Origin of the sequence: Streptomyces sp. NBC_00525, assembly GCF_036346595.1 — a bacterium.
In the GTDB taxonomy this organism is placed as follows: Bacteria; Actinomycetota; Actinomycetes; order Streptomycetales; family Streptomycetaceae; genus Streptomyces.
Genome location: NZ_CP107834.1, coordinates 1,227,360 through 1,246,471, shown reverse-complemented (window position 1 = coordinate 1,246,471; position 19,112 = coordinate 1,227,360). Strand labels below are relative to the sequence as shown.

21 protein-coding genes are annotated in these 19,112 nt (G+C 70.0%); 13 read left to right on the top strand and 8 right to left on the bottom strand.

What is annotated here, in order from left to right; translation table 11 throughout:
* Positions 1-12 precede the first annotated feature (12 nt).
* Positions 13-2,112 carry a transketolase gene (tkt, locus tag OG710_RS05530; RefSeq protein WP_330238323.1) on the bottom strand — a complete coding sequence of 700 codons (2,100 nt, stop codon included), beginning with the start codon at positions 2,110-2,112 and terminating at the stop codon, positions 13-15.
* A gap of 448 nt (positions 2,113-2,560) precedes the next feature.
* Here tkt and OG710_RS05525 point away from each other — a divergent pair, with 448 nt between their 5' ends.
* On the top strand, positions 2,561-3,514 hold the full coding sequence (locus OG710_RS05525; protein ID WP_199563791.1) for a heme o synthase: 954 nt from the start codon (positions 2,561-2,563) through the stop codon (positions 3,512-3,514).
* A 94-nt stretch (positions 3,515-3,608) separates the two neighbouring features.
* Entirely contained in the window at positions 3,609-3,974 is a 366-nt protein-coding gene (locus OG710_RS05520) for a hypothetical protein (RefSeq protein ID WP_330238322.1), read from the top strand.
* Between the two features lie 76 nt (positions 3,975-4,050).
* Here OG710_RS05520 and OG710_RS05515 read toward each other — a convergent pair whose 3' ends face one another.
* From OG710_RS05515 to OG710_RS05505, 3 genes are all read right to left on the bottom strand, one after another.
* A complete protein-coding gene (locus tag OG710_RS05515) occupies positions 4,051-5,064 on the bottom strand; it encodes a COX15/CtaA family protein (protein ID WP_330238321.1) in 1,014 nt (337 codons plus the stop codon).
* 75 nt (positions 5,065-5,139) lie between these two features.
* On the bottom strand, positions 5,140-5,907 hold the full coding sequence (locus OG710_RS05510; protein WP_330238320.1) for an ABC transporter permease: 768 nt from the start codon (positions 5,905-5,907) through the stop codon (positions 5,140-5,142).
* A complete protein-coding gene (locus OG710_RS05505) occupies positions 5,904-6,863 on the bottom strand; it encodes an ABC transporter ATP-binding protein (RefSeq protein WP_330238319.1) in 960 nt (319 codons plus the stop codon). Before OG710_RS05505 ends, OG710_RS05510 begins: the two co-directional genes overlap by 4 nt.
* A 136-nt stretch (positions 6,864-6,999) precedes the next feature.
* On the opposite strand from OG710_RS05505, the gene OG710_RS05500 reads away from it, so the two are divergent.
* Genes OG710_RS05500 through OG710_RS05465 form a run of 8 tightly spaced genes read left to right on the top strand, consistent with a single transcriptional unit; the run spans position 7,000 to position 13,553 of the window.
* Positions 7,000-7,740: a helix-turn-helix transcriptional regulator gene (locus OG710_RS05500; protein ID WP_111333072.1), complete on the top strand. Its 741-nt coding sequence runs from the start codon at positions 7,000-7,002 to the stop codon at positions 7,738-7,740.
* Positions 7,737-9,158 carry a Fe-S cluster assembly protein SufB gene (gene sufB, locus OG710_RS05495; RefSeq protein WP_239222940.1) on the top strand — a complete coding sequence of 474 codons (1,422 nt, stop codon included), beginning with the start codon at positions 7,737-7,739 and terminating at the stop codon, positions 9,156-9,158. Before OG710_RS05500 ends, sufB begins: the two co-directional genes overlap by 4 nt.
* Positions 9,159-9,217: 59 nt before the next feature.
* The gene (sufD, locus tag OG710_RS05490; RefSeq protein ID WP_111333076.1) at positions 9,218-10,399 is read left to right on the top strand and encodes a Fe-S cluster assembly protein SufD; all 1,182 of its coding nucleotides are present in this window, start codon (positions 9,218-9,220) and stop codon (positions 10,397-10,399) included.
* Positions 10,399-10,716: a bifunctional 3-phenylpropionate/cinnamic acid dioxygenase ferredoxin subunit gene (locus tag OG710_RS05485; protein ID WP_330238318.1), complete on the top strand. Its 318-nt coding sequence runs from the start codon at positions 10,399-10,401 to the stop codon at positions 10,714-10,716. The genes sufD and OG710_RS05485 overlap by 1 nt, the downstream gene beginning before the upstream one ends.
* A 7-nt stretch (positions 10,717-10,723) precedes the next feature.
* Positions 10,724-11,488 (top strand): Fe-S cluster assembly ATPase SufC, encoded by a 765-nt coding sequence (gene sufC, locus OG710_RS05480; protein WP_111333080.1) that lies wholly within the window; start codon positions 10,724-10,726, stop codon positions 11,486-11,488.
* Complete coding sequence (locus OG710_RS05475) at positions 11,485-12,741, top strand: cysteine desulfurase (RefSeq protein ID WP_330238317.1); 1,257 nt, start codon at positions 11,485-11,487, stop codon at positions 12,739-12,741. Before sufC ends, OG710_RS05475 begins: the two co-directional genes overlap by 4 nt.
* 21 nt (positions 12,742-12,762) lie before the next feature.
* Positions 12,763-13,218, top strand: a complete 456-nt coding sequence (sufU, locus tag OG710_RS05470) for a Fe-S cluster assembly sulfur transfer protein SufU (protein ID WP_274543572.1) — start codon at positions 12,763-12,765, stop codon at positions 13,216-13,218.
* Positions 13,215-13,553 (top strand): metal-sulfur cluster assembly factor, encoded by a 339-nt coding sequence (locus OG710_RS05465; protein WP_018104628.1) that lies wholly within the window; start codon positions 13,215-13,217, stop codon positions 13,551-13,553. Before sufU ends, OG710_RS05465 begins: the two co-directional genes overlap by 4 nt.
* A gap of 66 nt (positions 13,554-13,619) precedes the next feature.
* Here OG710_RS05465 and OG710_RS05460 read toward each other — a convergent pair whose 3' ends face one another.
* The 3 genes from OG710_RS05460 to OG710_RS05450 form a co-directional block, all read right to left on the bottom strand.
* Positions 13,620-14,084, bottom strand: coding sequence for a hypothetical protein (locus OG710_RS05460; protein WP_330238316.1), 465 nt, complete (start codon positions 14,082-14,084; stop codon positions 13,620-13,622).
* A gap of 70 nt (positions 14,085-14,154) precedes the next feature.
* A complete protein-coding gene (locus OG710_RS05455) occupies positions 14,155-15,957 on the bottom strand; it encodes an alpha/beta hydrolase (RefSeq protein ID WP_330238315.1) in 1,803 nt (600 codons plus the stop codon).
* A 9-nt stretch (positions 15,958-15,966) separates the two neighbouring features.
* The gene (locus OG710_RS05450; RefSeq protein ID WP_330238314.1) at positions 15,967-16,398 is read right to left on the bottom strand and encodes a hypothetical protein; all 432 of its coding nucleotides are present in this window, start codon (positions 16,396-16,398) and stop codon (positions 15,967-15,969) included.
* A gap of 188 nt (positions 16,399-16,586) precedes the next feature.
* Here OG710_RS05450 and OG710_RS05445 point away from each other — a divergent pair, with 188 nt between their 5' ends.
* Positions 16,587-16,952, top strand: coding sequence for a VOC family protein (locus OG710_RS05445; RefSeq protein ID WP_330238313.1), 366 nt, complete (start codon positions 16,587-16,589; stop codon positions 16,950-16,952).
* A 16-nt stretch (positions 16,953-16,968) separates the two neighbouring features.
* On the opposite strand, the gene OG710_RS05440 is transcribed toward OG710_RS05445, so the two are convergent.
* Positions 16,969-17,988 (bottom strand): DUF7847 domain-containing protein, encoded by a 1,020-nt coding sequence (locus OG710_RS05440; RefSeq protein ID WP_330238312.1) that lies wholly within the window; start codon positions 17,986-17,988, stop codon positions 16,969-16,971.
* A 206-nt stretch (positions 17,989-18,194) separates the two neighbouring features.
* Between OG710_RS05440 and OG710_RS05435 the strand changes: the two genes are divergently transcribed.
* Both OG710_RS05435 and OG710_RS05430 read left to right on the top strand, forming a co-directional pair.
* Positions 18,195-18,515 (top strand): DMT family transporter, encoded by a 321-nt coding sequence (locus tag OG710_RS05435; protein ID WP_111333093.1) that lies wholly within the window; start codon positions 18,195-18,197, stop codon positions 18,513-18,515.
* Positions 18,515-19,111 carry a TetR/AcrR family transcriptional regulator gene (locus tag OG710_RS05430; RefSeq protein ID WP_330238311.1) on the top strand — a complete coding sequence of 199 codons (597 nt, stop codon included), beginning with the start codon at positions 18,515-18,517 and terminating at the stop codon, positions 19,109-19,111. Before OG710_RS05435 ends, OG710_RS05430 begins: the two co-directional genes overlap by 1 nt.
* The last annotated feature ends 1 nt before the right edge of the window (position 19,112 follow it).

Below are 19,112 nucleotides of genomic sequence, written 5' to 3'. Positions count from 1 at the left end.
CGTCTAAAGGCGTCAGCGTGTGGCGGCGGCGAGGGATTCCCGGGCGACCGCGGCGACGTTCTCACCGGTGAAGCCGAACTCGCGGAACAGGACCTTGGCGTCCGCCGAGGCGCCGAAGTGCTCCAGCGAGACGATCCGGCCGGCGTCCCCGACGTACCGGTACCAGGTCAGACCGATGCCCGCCTCGACGGCCACGCGCGCGCGGACCGACGGCGGCAGCACGCTGTCCTTGTAACCCTGGTCCTGCTCCTCGAACCACTCGACACACGGCATCGACACCACACGGGTGGGAATACCGGCCGCCTGGAGCTCCTCGCGCGCCTCCACGGCGAGCTGCACCTCGGAGCCGGTGCCGATCAGCACGATCTGCGGCTCGGCGCCCTGCCCGTCCGCCGTCTCGGCGTCGAACAGCACGTAGCCGCCCTTGGCCGCGTCCTCGTTCGCCTCGTACGTCGGCACGCCCTGGCGGGTGAGCGCCAGACCGTGCGGGGTGCCCTCGCCGAACACCTTGGTGTAGCGGCGCAGGATCTCGCGCCAGGCGATCGCGGTCTCGTTGGCGTCCGCCGGGCGCACGATGTTCAGGCCCGGAATGGCGCGCAGCGAGGCCAGGTGCTCCACCGGCTGGTGGGTCGGGCCGTCCTCGCCGAGGCCGATCGAGTCGTGCGTCCACACGTAGGTCACCGGCAGGTGCATCAGCGCGGACAGCCGCACGGCGTTGCGCATGTAGTCGGAGAACACCAGGAAGGTGCCGCCGTAGATCCGGGTGTTGCCGTGCAGCGCGATGCCGTTCATGGCGGCGGCCATGGCGTGCTCGCGGATGCCGAAGTGGATCGTGCGCCCGTACGGGTCGGCCTCCGGCAGCGGGTTGCCCGCCGGGAGGAACGACGACGTCTTGTCGATCGTGGTGTTGTTCGAACCGGCCAGGTCGGCGGAGCCGCCCCACAGCTCGGGGACGATCCCGCCGAGCGCCTGGAGCACCTTGCCGGACGCGGCGCGGGTGGCGACCGCCTTGCCCGTCTCGAAGACCGGCAGGCTGTCCTCCCAGCCCTTGGGCAGCTCGCCCGCGCTGATCCGGTCGAACTCGGCGGCGCGCTCCGGGTCGGCGGCGCGCCAGGCGTCGAAGCCCTTCTGCCACTCCGCCTTGGCCTCGCGGCCCCGGTCCAGGGCGCGCCGGGTGTGGGCGATGACCTCGTCGGACACCTCGAAGGTCTTCTCCGGGTCGAAGCCGAGCACCCTCTTGGTCGCGGCGACCTCGTCGTCGCCGAGGGCCGAGCCGTGCGACGCCTCGGTGTTCTGGGCGTGCGGGGCGGGCCAGGCGATGATCGAGCGGGCCGCGATGAACGACGGGCGCTCCGTCTCCGCCTTGGCGGCCAGCAGCGCGTCGTACAGGCCCTGCGGGTCGAGGTCGCCGTTGGGCAGCTGGTCGACGCGCTGGACGTGCCAGCCGTACGACTCGTAGCGCTTGACGGTGTCCTCGGAGACCGCGGTCTCCGTGTCGCCCTCGATGGAGATGTGGTTGTCGTCCCACAGGAGGACCAGGTTGCCCAGCTTCTGGTGCCCGGCCAGCGAGGACGCCTCGGCCGAGATGCCCTCCTGGAGGCAGCCGTCACCGGCGACGACCCACACCATGTGGTCGAACGGGGAGGTGCCGGGGGCCGCCTCCGGGTCGAACAGGCCGCGCTCGTAGCGGGCGGCCATGGCCATGCCGACCGCGTTGGCGACGCCCTGGCCCAGCGGGCCGGTCGTGGTCTCCACACCGGTGGTGTGGCCGTACTCCGGGTGCCCCGGGGTCTTGGAGCCCCAGGTGCGGAACGACTTGAGGTCGTCCAGCTCCAGGCCGTAGCCGGCCAGGTAGAGCTGGATGTACAGGGTCAGGCTGCTGTGCCCGGCCGAGAGCACGAACCGGTCGCGGCCGGTCCACTGCGCGTCCGCGGGGTCGTGGCGCATCACCTTCTGGAAGATGGTGTACGCGGCGGGAGCCAGGCTCATGGCCGTACCCGGGTGCCCGTTTCCGACTTTCTGTACGGCGTCCGCCGCCAGGACGCGGACGGTGTCCACGGCCCGCTGGTCCCATTCGGTCCACTGGAGGTCTGTGGTCGGCTTGGTGCTCACCCTGAGTCAGGGCTCCTCTCCAACTGTTGTGGGCCGGTGACTGTGACCGCACCGGATGTGGTCGAGCCTACCCCCGCCGGTACCCGCGATTTCCGGCTCCTACCAGGGTGCGGGCACCCCGCGGAATCCGCCTCCCGTATGAGCGGAAGGGCTCACCGATGGGCTTCTCCGATGAGCGCGCCGAGCCACTTCCGGGCGCTCCGACGAGCGCTTCCGAGCCCGCTTGCGGGCACCCGGGGAACACTCCGTGCCACCCCTGCCACAGCTGTGCGTCACTCGTATGTACGAGCCGTTTCGGGGCCGGGGCGCGGCGGCGGTCCGCGCCACATCAACACGACCCCACCCCCGCGAAGGGCGGCCTGTCCCCAACGTCTACAGTGGTCGGGTTCGCGCAAGTCTTTACCGGGCCCTCACGGCCCCGGAGCTTGCTGGGATTTCTCTGTCAGGGGTGTGCGTGACGGCCGTCGAGTCCCGACCCGCAGGGGTCGCCTTGACTCCGAGTCCGGGGGGCCAACGCCCGCTCGGAGCCCGTGTCAAGGCATTCGTGGCGCTGACCAAGCCTCGGATCATCGAGCTGTTGCTGATCACCACTGTGCCGGTGATGTTCCTCGCCGCCAAGGGTGTGCCCGATCTGTGGCTCGTGCTCGCCACCACCATCGGCGGCTATCTGTCCGCCGGCGGTGCCAACGCGCTGAACATGTACATCGACCGGGACATCGACGCGCTGATGGACCGTACGTCGCAGCGCCCGCTGGTCACCGGCATGGTGAGCCCGCGCGAGTGCCTGGCCTTCGGCATCACCCTCGCGGTGGTCTCGACGGTCTGGTTCGGGCTGCTGGTCAACTGGCTGTCGGCGGCCCTGTCGCTGGGCGCGCTGCTCTTCTACGTCGTGATCTACACGATGCTGCTGAAGCGCCGCACCGCGCAGAACATCGTCTGGGGCGGCATCGCGGGCTGCATGCCGGTCCTCATCGGCTGGTCGGCCGTGACCAACGAGATGTCCTGGGCCGCGGTCATCCTCTTCGCCGTCATCTTCTTCTGGACGCCGCCGCACTACTGGCCGCTCTCCATGAAGGTCAAGGAGGACTACGCGCGCGTCGGCGTCCCGATGCTGCCGGTCATCGCGTCCAACCGGGTGGTCGCGCGCCAGATCGTCGCGTACAGCTGGGTGATGGTCGCCGTCTCGCTGCTGCTCACCCCGCTGGGCTACACCGGCTGGTTCTACACCGCGGTGGCGCTGCTCAGCGGCGGCTTCTGGCTCTGGGAGGCGCACGCGCTGCACGGCAGGGCCAAGGCCGGGGTGACGGGCGCCAAGCTCAAGGAGATGCGGCTGTTCCACTGGTCGATCACCTATGTGTCGCTGCTGTTCGTCGCGGTCGCGGTGGACCCCTTCCTGCGGTAGAACCCCTCAGCTCCGTCCGACGGGCGGGGAGCGTGGCAGAGGCCACGCTCCCCGCCCGTCGCCAGTTGATCTACCCATCGGTAGCATCCTGTTCATGGCAGAGACGGCAGAGACGGCTGAGACCCAGCAGGTGGACGGCAAGCAGGCGGCGCGCGCGGAGCGCAGGGCGGCCCGGCTCGCCAAGCAGATCGGTGCCTTCGCGAAGGCCCACGGCGGCGCCGAGGGACAGATCGCCTACCTCGGCCAGAAGGGCGCCCGCATCGTCCTGGTGGGCGAGGACGGCGGCTGGGGCGATCTGGTCGCCCCCTCCTACGCGGTCGCCGAGAGCGCGGCGCGCAGGTCCGGGATCACGCTGCACGAGTCCTTCGACGGCGAGTTCGCGGCGAAGGTCCACACCGGCCCGTACGAGTGGACCCGGATGGCCGGTATCCAGGTCGGCGGCCCGTCCAACAAGGGCTGAGCCCCGTACACGTACGAGGAGGGGGACCGGGGCGCGCGCCCCGGTCCCCCTCCTCGTACGTACGCTCCGCGCGGCGTCAGCCGGCCGTGGCGGGTTCCGGACGCTCGTCCGCCGGCTCCGGCACCCGTACGGCGGTCAGCGGCCGCTCCCGCAGCGACAGCAGGACGCGGACGACCCCGATCCACACCAGGCACGAGCCGAACATGTGCACGCCGACCAGGATCTCCGGCACGTCGGTGAAGTACTGCACATAGCCGACGACCCCCTGGGCCATCACGATGAGGAACAGGTCGCGGGCCCGGCGGCGCGGCCCGATCGGCGCGTCCACGGCCTTCAGGACGAACCAGAGCGCCACCGTCAGGGCCACCACCACCCACGCCAGGTCGGCGTGCAGCTGGGCGACCATCTTCCAGTCGACCGGGATGCGGGGCACGTCGCTGGAGTCGCCCGCGTGCTTCCCGGCGCCCGTGACCACCGTGCCCACGGCGATCAGCAGCCCCGCCGCCACGGCCAGCAGCCAGGCCAGCTGGGAGACCGCCTTGCCGACCAGCGGGCGCGGCGCCTCGTCGCCCTCGCGGACCCGCTGCCAGGTCACCAGGGCCACCGTGAGCAGCGCGGTGGTCAGCAGGAAGTGCGCGGCGACGGTGTACGGGTTGAGGCCGACGAGCACGACGACGCCACCCAGGACGGCGTTGCCCATCACCACCCAGAACTGGAGCCAGCCCAGCCGGGTGAGGCTGCGGCGCCAGGGCTTCGCGGAGCGGGCCGCGATGATCGCCCAGGCCACCGCCGCGCACAGCACGTAGGTCAGCATGCGGTTGCCGAACTCGATGACGCCGTGCAGGCCCATCTCGTGCGTCGAGGTCAGGCTCTCGTCGGTGCACTTGGGCCAGGTCGGGCAGCCGAGGCCGGAGCCGGTCAGCCGGACGGCGCCGCCGGTCACGACGAGCACGACGGACATCACGACCGCCGACATGGCCGCACGGCTCACCGTCCGGGGCCGGGGTGTCCAGCGCTCGGCGATGTACAGCAGCGGGTTGCGCAGGGCTTGAGCGACTTCGGCTCGGGTCAGCTTGGGCACGCGCACCATCGTAGGACGCCGCTTGTGCAAGCTTTCACGAGGGGGACGAGTTACGCGTAACGGCGACGGAACGCGGTCGACGGCTCACTCCCAGCGGAAGAAGCGGGCCGCCGCGCCGAGGCCGAGCACCGCCCAGACCGCGAGGACGCCCAGGTCGCCCCAGGGCATCCCGGCGCCGTGCTGGAGGACGTCCCGCAGCCCGTCCGAGAGGGCCGCGATCGGCAGCAGCCCGAGCACCGACTGCGCCGCGTCCGGGAACTTCTCCAGCGGCACGATCACCCCGCCGCCCACCAGGAGCAGCAGGAAGACCAGGTTGGCGGCGGCGAGCGTCGCCTCCGCCTTCAGCGTCCCGGCCATCAGCAGCCCGAGCCCCGAGAAGGCGGCCGTGCCCAGCACCAGGAGCAGCAGCACCGGGAACGGGCCGCCCTGCGGCGACCAGCCCAGCGCGAAGGCGATCACCGTGAGCAGCACCACCTGGAGCACCTCGGTGACCAGCACCGCCAGGGTCTTCGCGGTCATCAGCGCCCAGCGGGGCAGCGGGGAGGCGCCCAGCCGCTTGAGCACCCCGTAGCGGCGCTCGAAGCCGGTGGCGATGGCCTGCCCGGTGAAGGCCGTCGACATCACGGCCAGCGCCAGCACGCCGGGCGTCAGGAAGTCGACCGGCTCGCCCGCCCCGGTGTCCACGATGTCCACCGCGCTGAACAGCACCAGCAGCAGCGTCGGGATGACCACCGTCAGCAGCAGCTGTTCGCCGTTGCGCAGCAGCATCCGCGTCTCCAGCGCGGTCTGCGCGGCGATCATGCGCGGCAGCGGGGCGGCGCCCGGCCGGGGGGTGTACGTACCGGCGCTCATGCGCGCAGCTCCTTGCCGGTCAGTTCGAGGAAGACGTCCTCCAGGGTGTGGCGCTCCACGGCGATGCCGGAGGGCATCACGCCGTGCTGCGCGCACCAGGAGGTGACGGTGGCCAGCAGCTGCGGGTCGATGTCACCGGTGATGCGGTAGGTGCCGGCGGCCGGCTCGGCGGCCTCGGTGCCGTCCGGCAGGGCCTTGAGCAGCGAGCCGAGGTCGAGCCCGGGGCAGCCGGTGAAGCGCAGGGTGTTCTCGGCGCCGCCCCGGCACAGGGCCTCGGGGGTGCCGTGGGCGACGATCCGGCCGGCGTCGATGACGGCGACCTCGTCGGCCAGCTCCTCGGCCTCGTCCATGAAGTGGGTGGTGAGCACGGTGGTCACCCCGTCGGCGCGCAGCTCCCGGACGAGGTCCCAGGTGGAGCGGCGGGCCTGCGGGTCGAGTCCGGCGGTCGGCTCGTCCAGGAAGACCAGTTCGGGCCGGCCGACGACCGCCATGGCCAGGGCGAGCCGCTGCTGCTGGCCGCCGGAGAGCCTGCGGTAGGCGGTGCGACCGCAGGAGCCGAGGCCGAGGCGCTCGATGAGGGCGTCCACGTCGAGCGGGTGGGCGTGCAGCTTCGCCATGTGCCGGAGCATCTCGTCGGCGCGGGCGCCGGAGTAGATCCCGCCGGACTGGAGCATCACGCCGATCCTGGGGCGCAGCCGCGCGGCGTCGGCGACGGGGTCGAGGCCCAGCACCCGGACCGTCCCGCCGTCGGGGCGGCGGTAGCCCTCGCAGGTTTCGACGGTGGTGGTCTTGCCGGCGCCGTTGGGGCCGAGTACGGCGGTGACCGCGCCGGCCGGGATCTCCAGGTCGAGGCCGTCCACCGCGGTCTTGTCGCCGTACCGCTTCACCAGACCGCTGATCCGGACGGCCGGGCCGGAGAAGGGTCCCGAGGGGGGTGGGGCGGGCTCGCTGTTCATGGCGAATGAGTCTAGGCAGCCGCCGCGCCCGCTCCGGCCGCGGGGCTTGATTAGGTAACCCTAAGTGATGGAAAGCACCGTTGATCGTTTCGGACCGTGGTTGTCACGGCCGGAGGAATTACGCAACAATGGCGTTGTGAAATACGTGGGCGAGGCTCCGCAGGAGGAACTCGCGACCGGTGAGCGCTCGACGCGCAACCGTGTCGCGCGCTCCATCCTGGACCACGGCCCGTCCACGGTCGCGGAGCTGGCGAAGCGCCTGGGCCTCACCCAGGCGGCGGTCCGCCGCCATCTCGACGCCCTCGCCTGCGACGGCGTCGTCGAGGCCCGCGAGAAGCGGGTGTACGGGGCGCGGACGCGCGGCCGTCCGGCCAAGGTGTTCGCCCTCACCGACTGCGGCCGGGACGCCTTCGACCAGTCCTACGACGCGCTCGCCGCGGACGCACTGCGCTGGATCGCCGAGACCGCCGGCGACGAGGCCGTCATGGCCTTCGCCCGCGCCCGGACCGCCGAGCAGTCGGCGTCCTACCGCGCGGCGATCGAGGCCGCGGACCCCGAGGCGCGCACGGAAGCCTTGGCCAGGGCGCTGTCCGCCGACGGGTACGCTGCTACGGCGCGCAGCGCGCCGGGCCCGCAGCAGGGTGAGCAGCTGTGCCAGCACCACTGCCCGGTCGCCCATGTCGCCGAGCAGTACCCGCAGCTGTGCGAGGCGGAGACGGAGATCTTCTCCAGCCTCCTGGGGACCCATGTGCAGCGTCTGGCCACCATCGCCCACGGCGACGGGGTGTGCACGACGTACATTCCGCGCAGCGGACACCCCACCCCACAGACCACCGATTCAGCATCTGCAAGCACGGCCGGGAGGAACCCCGCATGACGCTCCCTACGGAGACTGCCCACCCTGAGCTCGAGGGCCTGGGCACGTACGAATTCGGCTGGGCCGACTCCGACGAGGCAGGCGCGGCGGCCAAGCGCGGCCTCTCCGAGGCAGTCGTCCGCGACATCTCGGAGAAGAAGAACGAGCCGGAGTGGATGCTGAAGCTGCGGCTCAAGGGCCTCCGCCTCTTCGACAAGAAGCCGATGCCCAACTGGGGCTCGGACCTGTCGGGCATCGACTTCGACAACATCAAGTACTTCGTGCGGTCCACGGAGAAGCAGGCCGCCTCCTGGGACGACCTGCCCGAGGACATCAAGAACACCTACGACAAGCTCGGCATCCCGGAGGCGGAGAAGCAGCGCCTGGTCGCCGGTGTCGCCGCGCAGTACGAGTCCGAGGTCGTCTACCACCAGATCCGCGAGGACCTGGAGGAGCAGGGCGTCATCTTCGTCGACACCGACACCGCGCTGAAGGAGCACGAGGAACTCTTCAAGGAGTACTTCGGCACCGTCATCCCGGTCGGCGACAACAAGTTCGCCTCGCTGAACACGGCCGTGTGGTCGGGCGGCTCCTTCATCTACGTGCCCAAGGGTGTCCACGTGGACATCCCGCTCCAGGCCTACTTCCGTATCAACACGGAGAACATGGGCCAGTTCGAGCGGACGCTGATCATCGTCGACGAGGACGCCTACGTCCACTACGTCGAGGGCTGCACGGCGCCGATCTACTCCTCCGACTCGCTGCACTCCGCGGTCGTCGAGATCATCGTCAAGAAGGGCGGCCGCTGCCGCTACACGACGATCCAGAACTGGTCGAACAACGTCTACAACCTGGTGACCAAGCGCGCCGTGGCCTACGAGGGCGCGACGATGGAGTGGGTCGACGGCAACATCGGCTCCAAGGTCACCATGAAGTACCCGGCCGTCTACCTGATGGGCGAGCACGCCAAGGGCGAGACCCTGTCCATCGCCTTCGCGGGCGAGGGCCAGCACCAGGACGCCGGCGCCAAGATGGTCCACATGGCCCCGAACACCTCGTCCAACATCGTCTCCAAGTCGGTGGCGCGGGGCGGCGGCCGCACCTCGTACCGCGGTCTGATCGAGATCGGCGAGGGCGCGCCGGGCGCGAAGTCCAACGTCCTGTGCGACGCGCTGCTGGTCGACACGATCTCCCGCTCCGACACCTACCCGTACGTGGACGTCCGCGAGGACGACGTGTCGATGGGCCACGAGGCGACCGTCTCCAAGGTCTCCGAGGACCAGCTGTTCTACCTGATGAGCCGCGGCATGACGGAGTTCGAGGCCATGGCGATGATCGTGCGCGGCTTCGTCGAGCCGATCGCCAAGGAGCTCCCGATGGAGTACGCCCTGGAGCTCAACCGGCTGATCGAGCTCCAGATGGAGGGTTCGGTCGGCTAGTACGCCGCCGAACGCGTCCTGAAGAGTTCTTGACTGAGAAAGCGAGCACTACGACAGCCATGGCTGAGGCTCAGAACATTCCTGCGGGGTCCACCACCGCCGGTTCCATCGCGGTGGCCGCGGAGTCGACCGTCGCGACGCGCATGAGCGCGCCCCCGTCCTACGACGTAGCGGACTTCCCCGTCCCGCACGGCCGCGAGGAGGAGTGGCGGTTCACCCCGCTGGAGCGGCTGCGCGGGCTGCACGACGGCACCGCCACCGCCGGCGGTGGCGGTGTCAAGGTCGCCGTCGAGGCCCCCGGCGGCGTCACGGTCGAGACCGTCGGCCGCGACGACGCGCGGCTGGGCAGGGCCGGCAAGCCGGTGGACCGGGTGGCCGCCCAGGCGTACTCCTCCTTCGAGCAGGCCCACGTCGTCACGGTCGCCAAGGAGGCCGTGCTCACCGAGCCGATCCGGGTCGCCGTGCACGGCGAGGGCGGCGTCGCCTACGGCCAGCTGGTCGTGGAGCTGGGCGCCTTCGCCGAGGCCGTCGTCGTCATCGACCACACCGGTGACGCGGTGCTCGCCGCCAACGTCGACTACGTCCTGGGCGACGGCGCCAAGCTGACCGTCGTCTCCGTGCAGGACTGGGACGAGCGCGCCGTCCACGTCGCCCAGCACAACGCGCTGGTCGGCCGGGACGCCACGTTCAAGTCGGTCGTCGTCACCTTCGGCGGCGACGTCGTCCGGCTGCACCCCCGGGTCGCGTACGCGGGTCCGGGCGGCGAGGCCGAGCTGTTCGGCCTGTACTTCACCGACCGGGGCCAGCACCAGGAGCACCGCCTCCTGGTCGACCACAACACCCCGCACTGCAAGTCCAACGTGGCCTACAAGGGCGCGCTCCAGGGCGACGACGCGCACGCGGTGTGGATCGGCGACGTGCTCATCCGGGCCGCCGCCGAGGGCACCGACAGCTACGAGATGAACCGCAACCTGGTCCTCACGGACGGCGCCCGGGTCGACTCCGTGCCGAACCTGGAGATCGAGACCGGCGAGATCGTCGGCGCCGGCCACGCCTCCGCGACCGGCCGCTTCGACGACGAGCAGCTGTTCTACCTTCAGTCGCGCGGCATCCCCGCCGAGGAGGCCCGCCGCCTGGTCGTGCGCGGCTTCTTCGCCGAACTGGTCCAGCAGATCGGGCTGCCGGACGTCGAGGCCCGGCTCCTCGACAAGATCGAGGCCGAGCTGGAGGCGGCGGTCTGATGGCCTTTGTCAGAGCGTGCGCGCTGAGCGAGCTGGCCGACGACACCCCCAAGCGGGTGGAACTCGACGGCACGCCGGTCTCCATCGTCCGCACCGAGGGCGAGGTGTTCGCGATCAACGACATCTGCTCGCACGCGAACGTCTCGCTGTCCGAGGGCGAGGTCGAGGACTGCATGATCGAGTGCTGGCTGCACGGATCGAGCTTCGACCTGCGCACCGGCAAGCCGTCCGGCCTTCCCGCGACGCGCCCCGTCCCCGTATACCCCGTCAAGATCGAAGGGGACGATGTGCTCGTCTCCGTCACCCAGGAGTCCTGAGTCACCCATGGCAACGCTTGAAATCCGCGACCTGCACGTCACCGTCGAGGCCGACAACGCCACGAAGGAGATCCTCAAGGGCGTCGACCTGACCGTGAAGCAGGGCGAGACCCACGCCATCATGGGCCCCAACGGGTCCGGCAAGTCCACCCTCGCCTACTCGCTGGCCGGTCACCCCAAGTACACCGTCACCAGCGGCACGGTGACCCTGGACGGCGAGGACGTCCTGGAGATGTCCGTGGACGAGCGGGCCCGCGCCGGCCTGTTCCTCGCCATGCAGTACCCGGTCGAGATCCCCGGCGTCTCGGTCTCCAACTTCCTGCGCACCTCCGCCACCGCCGTCCGCGGCGAGGCGCCCAAGCTGCGCACCTGGGTGAAGGAGGTCAAGGAGGCGATGGCCGAGCTCCAGATGGACCCCGCCTTCGCCGAGCGCAACGTCAACGAGGGCTTCTCCGGCGGCGAGAAGAAGCGCCACGAGATCCTTCAGCTGGAGCTCCTCAAGCCGAAGGTCGCCATCCTCGACGAGACCGACTCCGGCCTGGACGTCGACGCGCTGCGGATCGTCTCCGAAGGCGTCAACCGGGTCCGCGGGACCGGCGAGGTCGGCACCCTGCTGATCACGCACTACACCCGGATTCTCCGGTACATCAAGCCCGACTTCGTGCACGTGTTCGCCAACGGCCGTATCGCCGAGTCCGGCGGCGCCGAGCTGGCCGACAAGCTGGAGAACGAGGGCTACGAGGCGTACGTGAAGGGTGGCGCAGCCGCGTGACATATCTGCCGGGCCTCCTCGACACCGAGGCGATCCGCAAGGACTTCCCCCTGCTGGACCGCACCGTCCACGACGGGAAGAAGATCGTCTACCTGGACAGCGCAGCGACCTCCCAGAAGCCGCGCCAGGTTCTCGACGCCCTCAACCAGTACTACGAGCAGCACAACGCCAATGTGCACCGGGGCGTGTACACGATCGCGGAGGAGGCCACGGCGCTCTACGAGGGCGCGCGTGACAAGGTCGCCGCCTTCATCAACGCGCCCAGCCGCGACGAGGTCATCTTCACCAAGAACGCCTCCGAGTCGCTGAACCTCGTGGCCAACATGCTCGGCTGGGCCGACGAGCCCTACCGGGTGGACCACGAGACCGAGATCGTCACCACGGAGATGGAGCACCACTCCAACATCGTGCCCTGGCAGCTGCTCTCGCAGCGCACGGGCGCGAAGCTGAAGTGGTTCGGCATCACCGACGACGGCCGGCTCGACCTGTCGAACATCAATGACGTCATCACCGAGAAGACGAAGATCGTCACCTTCACGCTGGTGTCGAACATCATGGGCACCCACAACCCGGTCGAGAAGATCGTCCGGCGTGCCCAGGAGGTCGGTGCGCTCGTCTGCGTGGACGCCTCCCAGGCGGCCCCGCACATGGTGGTGGACGTCCAGGCGCTCCAGGCCGACTTCGTGGCCTTCACCGGCCACAAGATGGTCGGCCCGACCGGTATCGGCGTGCTCTGGGGACGGCAGGAACTCCTGGAGGACCTGCCGCCGTTCCTGGGCGGCGGCGAGATGATCGAGACCGTCTCGATGCACTCGTCCACCTACGCCCCCGCGCCGCACAAGTTCGAGGCAGGTACGCCCCCGATCGCCCAGGCCGTCGGCCTCGGCGCGGCCGTGGACTACCTCTCGGCGATCGGCATGGAGAACATCCACCGCCATGAGCAGGCCATCACCGAGTACGCGGTGAAGCGGCTCCTGGAGGTGCCGGACCTGCGGATCATCGGCCCCGCCACCGCGGAGGACCGGGGCGCGACGATCTCCTTCACCCTCGGCGACATCCACCCCCACGACGTGGGCCAGGTGCTCGACGAACAGGGCATCGCGGTCCGGGTCGGCCACCACTGCGCCCGCCCGGTCTGCCTGCGGTACGGAATTCCTGCGACGACGCGAGCGTCGTTCTATCTGTACTCCACGCCCGCCGAGGTGGACGCCCTGGTGGACGGCCTGGAACACGTCCGGAACTTTTTCGCCTAGACGCGGCTGGGGATTGAACTCGTGAAGCTGGATTCCATGTACCAGGAAGTGATCCTGGACCACTACAAGCACCCCCACGGGCGCGGCCTGCGGGACGGCGACGCCGAGGTGCACCACGTCAATCCGACGTGCGGTGACGAGATCACTCTGCGGGTACGGTACGACGGCGAGACCATCGCCGACGTGAGCTACGAGGGCCAGGGCTGTTCCATCAGCCAGGCCAGCGCCTCCGTGCTGAACGAGCTGCTGGTCGGTAAGGAACTGTCCGAGGCGCGGAAGGTCCAGGAGGCGTTCCTGGAGCTGATGCAGTCGAAGGGGCAGCTGGAGCCCGACGACGCGATGGAGGAGCTGCTGGAGGACGCGGTCGCGTTCGCCGGCGTCTCCAAGTACCCGGCGCGGGTGAAGTGCGCGCTGCTGAGCTGGATGGCGTGGAAGGACGCGACGGCGCAGGCGCTGTCCGAAGGGAAGACCACATGAGCGACAACGAGACCGTGACGACCAAGCCGGCCTCCGAGGAGGAGGTCCGCGAAGCGCTGTACGACGTGGTCGACCCGGAGCTGGGCATCGACGTCGTCAACCTGGGGCTGATCTACGGCATCCACATCGACGACGCCAACATCGCCACCCTCGACATGACCCTGACGTCCGCGGCCTGTCCGCTGACCGATGTCATCGAGGACCAGGCGAAGTCCGCGACGGACGGCATCGTCAACGAACTCCGGATCAACTGGGTCTGGATGCCCCCGTGGGGCCCGGACAAGATCACGGACGACGGCCGCGAACAGCTGCGCGCGCTGGGCTTCAACGTCTGAGCGTCCGCACGACCGCACGGAACGGCCCCCGGCACAGTCTGCTGCTGCCGGGGGCCGTTTCGGTGTTTACGGGTGCCACATGCCGGGGGGCTGTTCCTCCGGCTCCACCGGAGTGGCTGGTGCGTGGTAGCAGCGTGAGCGGACGGTGACCGTCAGAAGGTCCGGGCTCTGCGACGTGATCTCCTTGCGCAGTCTTATGTCGGCCTTGACTCGGTGGTCCTTGGACTCGGCGATGATCTGCGGGTTGTTGGCGACCGTGCCGTCCCTGCCATCCTTGGTAATCGTCCAGCCGTCCTTCGGGAGCCCGGTTCGGAGGCGGTTCATGCCTTTTTCGAGTTCGGCGAAGGGCGCTTTGTAGAGGCTCCAGAGGTGGAGCGCCTGGTAGGGGTCTTCCTGGTGGTAATCGTCCGAGCAGGGCGAGGTCGTCGCCCCCGGCTCCGTTGCCTTTCCCTTGACGTCGATGATTTCGAGAATGCGGCTGGACGCCTGCTCGACATCCGCCACTGCGGCGTCCTTGTCCCGTGTCTCCACCGCTGTCTCCTTTCCTGAGCACGCCACCGCCAGCGCGCACAACAAGATGCTGAGCACCGGTGCGGAAAATTTAACGCGCAAGTCTCACCTGTCCATACGCGCCGGCGATGACGGCTGCCTGGTTGAAGAGGCTGAGAGAGTCCTCGTCGTAGAACCCCGTGTGGCCCTCGGCATCGCTTTCCATGAGGTTCCCGCCGAAGGATTCGTCGGTGGGAATGGCCGCGTTGTCACCGAGCCCCAGAAACCGGCCGCCCTCTCGAACCAGATCGTCGTCCAGGGAATCGGCACCCATGGCCCAGACATGATTGCTCGGGACGCCCAGGTCCGCGGCATGGTCGGCCTGGACACCGGGGCTGCCCGCGAAGACGTAGTCGTCGACCGCCTTGGCGTCGTGCCAGGTTCCCGACTGGGCCGAGACGCCGGCGACCGTGCTCCCGTAGCTGTGCCCGACAACGGTCGTGTGGGCGCGAGTTCCGTCGGCGGTCTGCTGCGCGACTCTGTTGCCCTCCAGGAAATCGTGGAGTCGTGGGCCGCCCTCTTCCGCGTATTCCCCGCGAATCGCCTGGGGGATGATGTTGTCGGGCGCGTTGTAGTCGAGCCACAGGACGGTGGAGATGTTCTGGTCGGGATTCAATTGGTGACTCGCGTTCCAGAGCCTTTCGGCGCGCCCCAGGTCCCCACCGCTGGATTCCAGGCTGGCCTTCGTGCCGGGGACCCAGACGCCCACGTGGTCCGCCGTGTCGGGATTCCCGTTGGCGAGAATGATTCTTCCGTCTCCGAGGCCGGTGGGGTCGAAGCCGAGCAGATACGCCTCGGGAAGCCCCTTCTCGCCCGTGCGGTCGAAGCGGTCCTGGATGGCCGCCATTCCCTTGAGCGCGCCTTCCAGCCTGTCCTTCTTCGCCCCGTACTTGTCGTTCCACTGCCGCCACTCCGCGGTGATGACCGCGGCGGGATAGCCGCCGTTGATGTTGGGGGCGTACTTGACCGGTTCGGGCGGGATGGTGTTGAGGTCCAGCTGGTACTTCGCCCTCGTCTCGTCCAGAACCATTCTGTTCGCGTCGTCGCGGATGTCGGACGGGAGGCCGTTCATCGCGCCGACGGCGTTCGGATGGACGGCCAGATAGTCGGCCTGCTGCTCCGGGGTGAGGCCCTTCCACCACGCCGCGCTCTCCTCGGGGGTGGCTTCCTTCGGCGGGGGCTCGATGCTGTCCAGGTAAGTGTCGGCGGCGTCGGCCACCCCGCCCCGGTCGGAGGTCACGTCCGTCCAGTCCCGGTCCGAGACCACGAGGTCGTCGTCGGCGCGCAGGGCGCGGAGCTTCGGCTCCCACTTCGCGTCGGCCTCGGTGGCTTCCCGCAGGGCGTCCGCGATCCGGTCGGCGTACTCGACGGCCACGCCGTAGTACGGGTTCGGGTGGATGTTCGCCGCCTGGCGTTCCAGGGCGGCGGCGGTCGGGTCGCCTCCGGCGCTGCCGGTGACGGTGCCGCCCGCGGTGTCCTTCTCCGCGCCCGGCTTCCGGCCCGCCGGGTAGCCGACGGAACCGTCCGCGTGGACCGTGCAGTGATCCGCCCGCGCGTCCTCGATCGCCGCCTCCAGCTTCCGTTTGGCCACGGCCATGTCGAAGGCGAAGCCGTTCAGCGCGGTGCTCACGAGCCCGCACTCGGTCTGCACGTACTGGAAGTTTCTCGACACCGCGGTCAGTTCGCGCAGGGCGGCCCGAGCCGTCGCGCCCTCCAACCGGTTGCGTATCCCCGCGGCGATCCGGTTGTCGACGGCGTCCTTCGCCGTGTCGGCCATCGCGGCCGTCGCCCGGTACCCGTCCGCGGCGTTCTCGAACTCCGAGGGCTTGAGCGCCTTCAGCGTCGCAAGATCCATGCGCCCGGATCACGCCCCCTTCGACTGACCGCCGACGGCCGGGGTGTCCTCGTACGTGCCCTTCATCGCGTCCAGCTCGGCCTTCAGCGACTCGTCGGGCTTGGCCAGATCATGCCCTGAAGAGGCGAGAAGCCCGCCCAGGGACGTGCAGCGTTTGCGCACCTTCTCCACATACGCGTGCCAGGAGGTGTACAGCTCCCGCTGGGCCGCCGCGCTCCGGCAGCCGGGCACGTCGCCCAGCTCCGCCTGCCCGTCCTGGAGCTTCGTCAGCGCCGAACCGATCGGCGTGGCGAGATCCTTCGTGCCGTCGCCCGCCTGAACCCATGCCCTCTTGCTCGACCTCAGATCCGCCGATGTGCCCTGCCCCGCCGGACCACCCGCAGGCCCACCCCCCGGTCCATCGGCCGGAACGTGGTTCAACTGCATATGCGTAGACGTCACTGCGCCCTCCCCGTGTGTCCCCTGCCCCCAAGGGCCCAGCCCCGCCTCCGGGTTGTCCGAGCCCGTACACGCGTGCCATCATTCCCGATTCCCACATGCAATCAAGCGGCTTTGCGCCACATGCGGTTGGCGGATCGTGCCGGATGTCGCAGCCGCGCGGCGGGGGCGCCGAGGGGCAGACTGGGGGCATGGCTCTTCGATTCCATCAAATCGCCGTGGACGCCCACGATCTGTCCGCCCAGGCCCGGTTCTGGTGTGCCGTGCTGGACTGGCGGGTGCTCTACGAGGACGAGGACGAGATCGTCATCGGTGCCGACGAGAACACGAGGCCGGGCATCTGCTTCCTGCCCGTGCCCGAGGACAAGGCGGTCAAGAACCGGCTGCACATCGACCTGGCGCCCGACGACCAGGCCGCCGAGGTCGAGCGGCTGACCGCGCTCGGCGCCCGGCGCGCCGAGGTCGGGCAGTCGGCGGACGTGACCTGGGTGGTGATGACCGACCCCGAGGGCAACGAGTTCTGCGTCCTGCGCCCGAGGAAGACGCTCACCGACTGAGCCGCAGCGGCCGCCGCTACTCCGTGAACTGCGGTGGTACGGCGGCCGCCTCGGCGAGCACCGGGGCCAGGTTCTCGGTGCGGATGCGCCGGTCCACGTACAGCAGACCGGTCACCAGCGGAGGGAACACCGAGACGATCAGCTGGCTCACCAGCTGGCCGATCGCCCCGAGCACCACATAGCCGGCCAGTACGGAGATGATCGCGGCCGGGTTCGAGTTCTCGTCCAGGCCGGCCGTGCCCATCGAGCTGGTGAACATGCCCACGAAGTTGAACGGCAGCTGGATGAGGTAGCTCGCCGCAGCGGCCAGCGCGCCCCCCAGCAGCGTGATCCCGAAGATCCGCCACCAGTCGCCGCGCACCAGCGTGGCCGAACGGCGGAGCGAGGCCACCGGGCCCTGGTTCTCGAAGACGGCCGCGGAGGGGGCCAGCGAGAACTTGATCCAGAGCCAGGCCGTCAGCGGGATGAGGGCCAGGAAGCAGACCGCGCCCGCGACGATCAGCGTCACCCACGCCCCGCCGCCGTCCGTGGCGACCGCGCCGAAGATGCCCACGACGAGCGCGGCCATGGCCAGCAGCGACGGCACCATCGCGATCAGCGCCGTCAGCAGGAGCGTGCCCAGCACCGCGGGCATCCGGGACCACGCGCGCCGCCAGACCGCCGAGAACGTCGTCGGCCGGCCCAGCACCGCCTCCTGGAGGACCGCCGGCACCGCCGCGTAGACCACGGCCGACGCGATCACCGTCGCCAGGAGCCCGACCAGTCCGACCACGATGAACGCGGTGAACACCGGGCCCAGGTCCCGCGCGGCGGGGTCCTCGTGCTCGGCCAGGTCGAACAGCCGGTCCAGATGGCTCGAAACCACCGCGTACGCCACGGCCGCCGCCGCGACCATCAGGATCAGCGCCCCGCCGTAGAGCGCCGCGCCCACCGCGAAGAGCTGCTTGCCGTAGCGGCCCAGCGTGCCGAACGCGCCGTTGAATATGTCCCCGAGCCGCAACGGACCCAGGGGTATCACCCCCGGCTTGGGCGCCATCCAGCCACCGCCCCAGCCGCCCCACCCGGACGGTCCCTGAGCTCCCCCGTACGGCGTGCCCCCGTAGGCACCGCCGCCCCACCCTGCGTCCTGCGCCACTGCTGCTCCGTCGGTCCGTGCGTCATGTACTGGACGAACCACGGTAGCGCCCCCGGATTCCGGCCATCGAGGCCGTCTGCGGACAGTCGTTGCGTACACTTGTACACATGGGATACGGACTGCTCGCCGCGGCCATCGCCGCGGAGGTGGCGGGGACGACCGCCATGAAGTACAGCGAGGGATTCACCCGGCTGTGGCCCTCACTGATCACCGTCGCCGGCTATCTGCTCGCCTTCTCCCTGCTGGCCCAGACCCTGAAGACCCTGTCCGTGGGCACGGCCTACGCGATCTGGGCGGGCGTCGGCACCGCCGCCGTGGCCGTCATCGGCATGGTCTTCCTGGGCGAATCCGCCAGTGCGGCCAAGCTGGCCGGTGTCCTGCTGGTCATCGCCGGGGTCGTCGTGCTCAACCTGGGGGGAGCGCACTGATGGCACGGCGGTACGACCCCGAGCGGCGCTCCCGGATCATCGACGCGGCGATCCGGGTGGTCGGCGAGCGGGGCATCGCCGGGCTGAGCCACCGCTCCGTCGCCGCCGAGGCCGACGTGCCGCTCGGCTCGACGACGTACCACTTCGCCTCGCTGGACGAACTGCTGACCGCCGCCCTGCGCCGGACCAACGAGAACTTCGCCGCCGTCATGCGCGGGAGCACCGCCCTCGCGGACCCGGACGCCGACCTCGCGGCCGAACTCGCCCGGCTGCTCGGGCGGTACTTCGCCGCCGGGCGCGGCCGGGCGGAGCTGGAGTACGAGCTGTACCTCGCCGCCCTGCGCCGCCCCGCGCTGCGCCCGGTCGCCGCCGAGTGGACCGACGCCACCGCCGCCCTGCTCCAGCCGTGCACCGGCCCGGCGACCGCGCGGGCCCTGGTCGCCCTGATGGACGGCATCTGCCTCCAGGTCCTGCTGACCGGCGGCGAGTACGACGAGGCGTACGCCCGCGAAATGCTGGGCCGGGTGCTGGGACGGGGCGCGGAGCCTCGCCCGGACGGTGAGACCGGTTCGCCCGGGCGGGGGCGGTCCGGTTAGG